6 protein-coding genes and 1 pseudogene are annotated in these 7,066 nt (G+C 65.1%); 5 read left to right on the top strand and 2 right to left on the bottom strand.

Annotated elements, in window-relative coordinates; translation table 11 throughout:
- Window positions 1-7: 7 nt before the first annotated feature.
- Window positions 8-622: a universal stress protein gene (locus AAHM41_RS37655; protein WP_342241764.1), complete on the bottom strand. Its 615-nt coding sequence runs from the start codon at window positions 620-622 to the stop codon at window positions 8-10.
- A gap of 1,261 nt (window positions 623-1,883) precedes the next feature.
- On the opposite strand from AAHM41_RS37655, the gene AAHM41_RS37645 reads away from it, so the two are divergent.
- On the top strand, window positions 1,884-2,954 hold the full coding sequence (locus AAHM41_RS37645; RefSeq protein WP_342241763.1) for an IS630 family transposase: 1,071 nt from the start codon (window positions 1,884-1,886) through the stop codon (window positions 2,952-2,954).
- A 131-nt stretch (window positions 2,955-3,085) separates the two neighbouring features.
- On the opposite strand, the gene AAHM41_RS37640 is transcribed toward AAHM41_RS37645, so the two are convergent.
- Entirely contained in the window at window positions 3,086-3,586 is a 501-nt protein-coding gene (locus AAHM41_RS37640) for a MucR family transcriptional regulator (RefSeq protein WP_342241762.1), read from the bottom strand.
- A gap of 346 nt (window positions 3,587-3,932) precedes the next feature.
- Here AAHM41_RS37640 and AAHM41_RS37635 point away from each other — a divergent pair, with 346 nt between their 5' ends.
- The 4 genes and pseudogenes from AAHM41_RS37635 to AAHM41_RS37625 form a co-directional block, all read left to right on the top strand.
- Window positions 3,933-4,304 carry a c-type cytochrome gene (locus AAHM41_RS37635; RefSeq protein ID WP_342241761.1) on the top strand — a complete coding sequence of 124 codons (372 nt, stop codon included), beginning with the start codon at window positions 3,933-3,935 and terminating at the stop codon, window positions 4,302-4,304.
- A 501-nt stretch (window positions 4,305-4,805) separates the two neighbouring features.
- Complete coding sequence (locus AAHM41_RS40790; protein ID WP_446719519.1) at window positions 4,806-5,108, top strand: hypothetical protein; 303 nt, start codon at window positions 4,806-4,808, stop codon at window positions 5,106-5,108.
- The gene (ltrA, locus tag AAHM41_RS37630) at window positions 5,105-6,337 is read left to right on the top strand and encodes a group II intron reverse transcriptase/maturase (protein WP_446719520.1); all 1,233 of its coding nucleotides are present in this window, start codon (window positions 5,105-5,107) and stop codon (window positions 6,335-6,337) included. The genes AAHM41_RS40790 and ltrA overlap by 4 nt, the downstream gene beginning before the upstream one ends.
- Window positions 6,338-6,445: 108 nt before the next feature.
- Window positions 6,446-6,871 (top strand): annotated as a pseudogene (locus AAHM41_RS37625) (ISAzo13 family transposase); the annotation flags it as partial.
- Window positions 6,872-7,066: the final 195 nt, after the last annotated feature.

Raw genomic sequence — 7,066 nt, 5'->3', positions numbered from 1 at the left:
TAATAGCTCACCCTGCTGCGCCGAGTTGACAGCCGAAGATCATCTCGTGCAAGCGGGCCTGTCCGTAGCACCCCATGACCAGCAGGTCTGCTCCGCGATCGGCGATGCAGTTCAGAATTTCCCTCGCGGCATCGAGATCGATCCCCTCGCGCGCCACCACATTGGCGCGGACGTCGTGACCCGCCAAGTGGCGCGCGATATCGATGCCGGGAATCTGATCAACCTTGGGAGGCGCGATCGCCACCACGTCCACCTGCCGTGCGCGCTGCAGTAACGGAAACGCGTCCGCGACCGCACGGGCGGCCTCGCGGCTTCCGTTCCAGACGACCACGGCGACCAGATCGCCCTGGCTGGAGCGCCGTTCGGCACGATCGGCATAGCCGTACCGCTCGATGTTGCGGTCGAATCGCCGTTTTGCTTCAGCGATGGCCTCTTTGTTGGCGCGCTCCAACGCCTCAATCGCCGTGGCCGGAAGCCTATGCAGACCGAAGCCGGTCCACACTTGCGGGTGGACGCCAAGCCCGACTAGTCGCGCATCCTGGCGACGCGCGAAGTCGGTCGCAGCAGCAAGCGCTGGAGTTTCGGTGCTGTCGACGTGAACCAGGATATCACGGCAGGACATGGTCTCAACTCCCTGCGCCTGACGAGGCGAACCGGCGAGACACACGACCCGGCTGTCCGTCTGCGGAAATATCGGGGGTTTGCCCATCGCCAATCCTCGATCCGGAGCAAATGAGACCCCGGATCGGCACCTGCCGGTGTGCCTGCATCTTCCACCGCCGGACGCCACGAGAGCACGTGCCCGGCGGAAGGTGTCTCTGCCAGTGACGCACCAGACAGGGCAATTGGCGCCCGGCTCACTGCCGACCGGCCAGCGTGAACAGGTAACGGGCGGTGCCCCGGATCGCCTCATCAGGGTGTTCGCGTCCGGTTATCAATCCCTCTTGGTGTTGGCCGAGCGAATGATAGGGCACTGCAGTCGCCGCAGCATAAGGATCGATGTCCCGCGTTGGCTCACGCTTCTAAAGAGGGGCCGGATCCCCTCTGCACCGGGTGGCCGTCACCAGGACTTCAGGGCCTCAGCGTCGGCGTCTTCTTGAACTGATGCCCATCTATTCGGGCGAGCAGCCCGTCAAGAAGCTCGACCGCCATCCCGACCGCAGGTCCCTTGTTGAGCACGACGCATTCCGCGCGAGCCGACGTCGCCGCATCGGTCGTCTTTCCGCGAAGGAGTGCCGTGTTTCACCAGGCCCTCCAGCACCTGCTGCCCCGATCACCGGCACGCCGGTGGCCTCGCAGATCCAGAGGATTTCCTCCTGCATTGAACGGACTGGCAGTTTTTTCGGGCTGCTCGCGCAGCAACGCGGATGTCGCTCGCAGGCCTGCGGAGGGGCCGGCTGGCAAGCTCGTCCACGTCATCTTCGACAACTGTGCTGTTCACATTCACAAGCAGCCGAAGGTGCGCCCCTGGCTCAGCCGGCACCCGCGGCCGACCTTCCACTCCATCTGGATCAGTAGGCTCGACTCATTACAGGATTGAGTGCAATGTACAATACCCAACCCATCTTATTCCAGGAGTGCTTAGTTATGGAGAATTCACTCCAACTTCTGCCCGTGCTTCTCATTAGTTTAATACTTGGAACACTTTCTTATAAAATCGCACCGCGCGTTGAGGAAAACCCTGTGATCTGGTTGATTTTTGCGATTGCGCCAATTATCAATTTGGTATTTATGTGGTATGTAACTTATAGAATAGTGGCGTTCATCCTCGATCGGCTCAATTTTCTTGCCTCGCAATATAGTAACAAGGAGGCTGTTGGGGGCTAGTGCATTGAACCAATCATAGGTTTCACAGGGCAGTCCGGCTGTGCGAGTCTGCGGCCATGGCCCAGACCGTTTCCGTGATCGTCTCCGCCGAGGATCGCACGCGATTGGCCGCGATCGTCGCCGACCGAAGCCGGCCGCTCAAACATGTCCAGCGCGCCCAGATCGTCCTTCATTCCGCCGACCGATTGCCGGCGCTGGAGGTGGCGCGCCGCGCCGGCGTCAGCCGCCCGGCGGTGTGGTGCTGGCAGCGACACTATGCCGAGGACGGCGTCGACAGGCTCCTGCGCGAAGGCAGTCGCAAGCCCGGCAGGGCGCCCACGCCCCGGGCCACAGTGGCCCGGATCGTGGCGCTCACCTGTTCCGAACCGCCGGGCGAGGTCACGCATTGGACCGGCCGGGCCATGGCCAAGGCTTCGGGCCTGTCGCTGACCACGATCCAGCGCATCTGGAAGGCCCACAAGCTCGCGCCCCATCGCCTGCGCACCTTCAAGCGCTCCAAGGACCCCGCCTTCGCCGAGAAGGTCGAGGACATCGTCGGGCTCTACATGCATCCGCCCGCCCATGCGGTGGTGCTGTCGATCGACGAGAAGAGCCAGATCCAGGCGCTCGACCGCACCCAGCCCGGCCTGCCGCTCAAGCCCGGCAACGCCGGGACCATGACCCACGACTACAAGCGACACGGCACGACCACCCTGTTCGCCGCCTTCAATGTGCTCGATGGCGTGGTGCTCGGACGATGCATGCACAAGCACACCCATCAGGAGTTCATCCGCTTCCTCAACGCCGTCGAGCGCCAGGCCCCGGCCGGCAAGATCATCCACGCCATCCTCGACAACTATGCCACCCACAAGCATCCCAAGGTCAGGGACTGGCTCGCCCGTCATCCCCGCTGGGTGTTCCACTTCACGCCCACCTCCGGCTCCTGGCTCAACGCCGTGGAGAACTTCTTCTCCGTCCTCACCCGAAGGCGCCTCAGGCGCGGCGTCTTCACCTCGATCGTCGACCTCCAGGCCGCCATCAACCGCTACCTCGACCAGCACAACTCAGACCCCAAGCCCTTCGTCTGGACCAAGCCCGCACGGGACATCCTCGCCAAAATCGACCGACTGCCTGTACCCTCCGTCTGACTCAGTGCACTAGCGGTAAATATCTGACGCTTAGAACCCGACAGCAACAGCCGGTGTGGGTACGGCCCTGCGGCTTCGGGACCTTGGGGCCGGGGACGGTCGCCGCCGATCGACGCCGCTCCCCGTGATGCCTACTGCTTGGCTGCGGCCTTTCTGGCGCGCGGCGCCCTGGCGGGCTTCGGCGCGGGCGCGACCGGCTGGGCCGTCGCCTTGCTGCGACCGGTGCCAAGGCCGATCTTTTTGGCGAGAGTGCTCCGCTGCTGGGCATAGTTCGGCGCTACCATAGGGTAGTCAGCCGGCAGGCCCCAGCGCTCGCGATACTGGTTTGGCGTCATGGCGTAGGCGGACGCCAAGTGCCACTTCAGTATCTTCAGCTTCTTGCCGTCCTCAAGGCAGATGATGTAGTCGGGCGTCACAGATTTCCGGATCGGAACAGCCGCCTCCGGACGGGTGATGACGGGCTCTTCCGGCCGTCCCAACTTCTCGAGCGCGCCGTAGATCTGCGCGATCAGTCCCGGCAAGTCCGCTGCGGCTACCGAGTTGTCAGCGACATGCGCTGAGACAATTTTGGGACGCCAGACGGCGCGTTTCGTCGGCAGTGGCGGGAATGGTGCTGGCACCGGATCGCTCATCAATCACTCCAACGGGCGGGTACAAGGCGAAACCGCCGCCGCGCAGCGGTTCCTGTCGATGCATGCCGCGACCTGCAGCACCTTCAATTTCTGCCGTCATCCCACCACCGCTTGCACACACCGAGGCTTTCGCGGCATGGCATGAGGCGGCTGGCGTCGCGGCCTGAGCACAGCGGACGCTCGTTTCAGAGCGGCCGCGCTCCACAACGTGACAAACCCTCCGAGGGGTCACGCCCCGGCACCGATTTACAGTCATCGAATAGCTGGGGTTGAGGCTCGTCGCGAGAAGCTCCTATCGGCGCGCTCGTTTCACCCATGATATGGTTACAGAAGATGTCCGTCCGGCGTGGCCCCCACCGACGACTCGGCCGGGGCGACGGAGGTGATCATGGGGCGGTTGTGTGGCGTGGCGGTTGCTGCGGCTTTCGCCACCGTACCAGCGGGCCTGAGCGCCCAGGAGGAGGGTGATCCGCGGCGGGGCTTCGCCTTCGCTCAGCAGGTCTGCGCTTCGTGCCACGCCGTGGAACGCGGGCAAGCTTTCTCGCCCAATCCCCGGGCGCCGGCCTTCGACAGGATTGCGCGGACGCCGGGTATGACCGGCATGGCCTTGCATGTCTTCTTGCGCACACCGCATCGTGCCATGCCAAACCTCATCTTGGAGGCGGATGATATCCGGGACGTAGTCGCCTACATCCTCAGCCTGAAGGACCATCATTGACCGTCGATTGAACGCGCTCGACCAACGTTGGTTGCCGGGGCTTCTTTGGGTTGCCGGCTCAAACTGCGATCGGGCGAGCCTGGGGGCGCTCGGCTGGGAGCACATTGGGTCAGTAAATGGGTACGTGCCAAAACCGGTTACAGTGCGCCGGGAGACTGGCAAGGAGCAGACGGTGCAAGTCCGTTGCGATGAAGGAGTAGCGATCCGCATCGGCCCCGAGCCGTGCGTCGCCGTCCGTGAGGGCGGCGGCGAAGCGTCGGCAGGGGAGCGCATAGGCCAGCCATTGAGCCGCGAAAAGTTCCTCTCGGGTGCCGACGTGTTTGTGACCACGGAAGGCGATATGGCCTGGCGCGTCATCGCGAGCGCCTGGCCGACCCGGCGTGGTCTGAGACCCTGGCATGTGCGGACGCTCCTTGTGCGGGAACCGGGAGATCTCATGGTCGGCCAGGGCGGCATGCTGCCGCTGGTCCGCACCGGGAAGGCGAGGAGCCGTAGCCGGTGATGCACGACCATGAGAAGTCTGACCTCGCCATAGTAGCTGCGAAGCCGACGAACAAAGCCGGGCGACCGGTGGCGGAGCCGGTGGAGCCAAGGGCGGGGACCAAGGGGAACGCGCGACAGCACCGCACGCGCCGGGCGCAGGACCGGGAAAGCGTGACCCAGGCGCTGGAGCGCGTACGGCACGTTGCCAGGACCAGGAAGAAGGAACGGTTCACCACGCTCTTCCACCATCTCAGCCCCGAGATGCTGCGGACGGCGTTCTTCGCTCTCAAGCGGGATGCGGCCCCGGCGTGGACGGGATGACGTGGCAGGCCTACGAGGCGGACCTCGATCGCAGGATCGAGGATCTGCGCGACCGGGTCCACCGGGGAGCGTACCGGGCGCAGCCCTCCCGGCGGCGGTTCATCCCGAAGCCGGATGGGCGTCAACGCCCGCTCGCGGTCGCGGCGCTGGAGGACAAGATCGTCCAACGGGCTACGGCTGCGGTGCTGAACGCGATCTACGAGGAAGACTTCCTCGGGTTCTCGTACGGGTTCCGGCCGGGGCGCGGCCAGCACGATGCGCGGGACGCTCTGGTGGTCGGCATCGAGCACAGGAAGGTGAACCACATATTGGACGCCGACATCGCCGGCTTCTTCGACGGAGTCTCCCAGAAATGGCTGCTCCGCTTCGTTGAGCACCGGGTCGGCGACCCGCGCATCACCCGCCTGATCCAGAAATGGCTGAAGGCGGGCATCCTGGAGGATGGAGAGGTGACGACGAGTGAGCAGGGGACGGGGCAAGGCTCGGTGATATCGCCGCTCCTGGCCAACGTCTACCTGCACTATGTCTTCGACCTCTGGGCCGAGCGCTGGCGACGGCGTGAGGCCACGGGCGACATGATCGTCGTGCGCTATGCCGACGACATCGCGGTCGGCTTCGAACAGGGGGCCGATGCCCGACGCTTCTGGGACGCTATGCGCGAGCGGCTGTGGGAGTTCTCGCTGACGCTGCACCCGGACAAGACGCGCCTGATCGAGTTCGGCCGCCACGTGGCGGCCCGACGCGCGCAGCGCGGGCTTGGCAAGCCGGAGACCTTCAACTTCCTCGGCTTTACCTTCTTCTGCGGCAAATCTCGCCGGGGTAAATTCCTGATCCACAGGAAGACCCGGCGCGACCGCATGCGGGCGAAGCTCAGGGAGATCAAGGAGGAACTCCGGCGACGGATGCACCACTCGATCCTGGACCAGGGGCGGTGGCTGCGACAGGTCGTCTCCGGCTTCTTCAACTACCACGCCGTGCCGACCAACAGCGCGGCGCTGGGAGCTTTCCGCCATCATGTCATCACCCTCTGGGGGCGAACGCTTCGGCAGCGCAGCCAGAAGGACAGGACGAGGTGGGACAGGATCGCCAAGCTGAAGAACGAATGGCTCCCCGAGCCCCAAATCCTTCACCCCTGGCCAAGTCAACGCTTCGCCGTCAAACACCCGAGGTGGGAGCCGGGTGCGGGAATTCCGCTCGCCCGGATCTGTGCGGGGGGCGTTCAGCAATGAACGTCCCTACCGCGAAAGGACGCAGGGTGTCCTGAGCGGACGCGTTTGACGATCTCGCCGACGCCGCCTGACCGTCTTCTCGGCTTGTCCGGCTTAGTCCTCGAGGTCATGGGGCGCGAGCGCTATCCCGACGCCAGGCGGCTGATGATCACCGCCGATTGCGGCGGATCCAATGGCGCCCGCCTGCGTCTGTGGAAGCGCGAACTCCAGGCCCTCGCCGACGAGACCGGCCTGACCATCTGCGTCTGCCGCTACCCGCCCGGCACCTCGAAATGGAACCGGATCGAGCACCGCCTGTTCTGCCACATCACCCAGACCTGGCGCGGGCGGCCGCTGACCAGCCGCCTCGCTGTCGTCGAGCTGATCGCCGCGACCACCACAACCACCGGGCTGCGGGTCGCCTGCGAGATCGACGACAGCCCCTACCGCAAAGGCATCAAGGTCACCGACGGCGAGATGAAAAACCTCAATCTCCATGGCCATCCCTTCCATCCCGACTGGAACTACGCCATCGCGCCAAAGCCTGTAAGATGACGCGGTTATTTCTAAGCGCGCCCTTAGGCGTTGTGGACAAGACGGTCGAGGATGGCGTCGGCGATGGTGCGGTCCAGCTTGCGTCCAGCAACCGGGCGGGCCGGAGGCAGCGGGCAGAGTGACCGAGCGCCCCCGGCCCGGGGGGGGGGGGGGGGGGGGGGGGGGGGGGGGGGGGGGGGGGGGGGGGGGGGGGGG

This window comes from Inquilinus sp. OTU3971 (assembly GCF_038440215.1).
Note: the sequence above shows the minus strand (reverse complement) of the source record. Positions and strands in the feature narration are given on the sequence as shown.